General features: G+C 45.7%; 1 protein-coding gene. It reads left to right on the plus strand.

Annotation, left to right across the window (positions count from 1 at the left end):
• Nucleotides 1-217 precede the first annotated feature (217 nt).
• Nucleotides 218-722, plus strand: a 505-nt coding sequence (locus A3750_RS24665) for a hypothetical protein (RefSeq protein ID WP_156498929.1), incomplete at its 3' end; no start/stop codon positions are given.

The raw sequence follows: 722 nt of genomic DNA on the forward strand, positions 1-722 counted from the left end.
CAAGACGTACTCGGTGGCGTTCGCTCAACATGTACTTATGTCGGTGCAGCAAGCTTGAAAGAGCTTTCAAAGCGGACAACCTTTATTCGTGTTCAAGAGCAGGAAAACAACGTTTACGGCAAAGAGTAATACCCGTAATATTCTCGATGAAAATACCCCTCGTCTGAGGGGTATTTTTTTGTCCTATAAAAATTCAAATACAAAACAGGAAATAAGAATGGTAAGCAAAAAGCGCATCGTAAGTTCTTTGTTGTTGGGTGCACTTGCCCTTGGTGCCCATGCAGAAGAGACAGCGAAGGTATTGTCGCAAGAAGAGTCGCAAGACGAGTCGGCTAAGACGCAAGCTTCACAAACGATTTTAGGTTTAGAGTTGTTTACAGGTGAATCGAAAATCAATGGAAAAGCGGCGGGTATTTCGCTTTCGGAGACCTTTGATCGTACTGGTGTGCGTTTCAAGTTTGGCGCGAAAAAAGTTTCCGGCGCCCGTTTTGAGGGTTATCTAGAGCTCGAAGACTACGACGCATTTGATAACGGCGTTGTCGGTGTAGGTGGAAATATTCGATATGCCTTCGGTGATGATGACGCGTTCAGACCGTTTTGGAAAATTGGTGCGGCGATCGGTTCGACAGAGCTTGAAGACGATGTTTTTGTGCAATATGAAGACGAGTCTTTGGGCTACTTTGCCCTCGTGGCAGGTTTGGGGCTCGAGAAAAAGATCAGTG

Source organism: Oleiphilus sp. HI0079 (assembly GCF_001635105.1).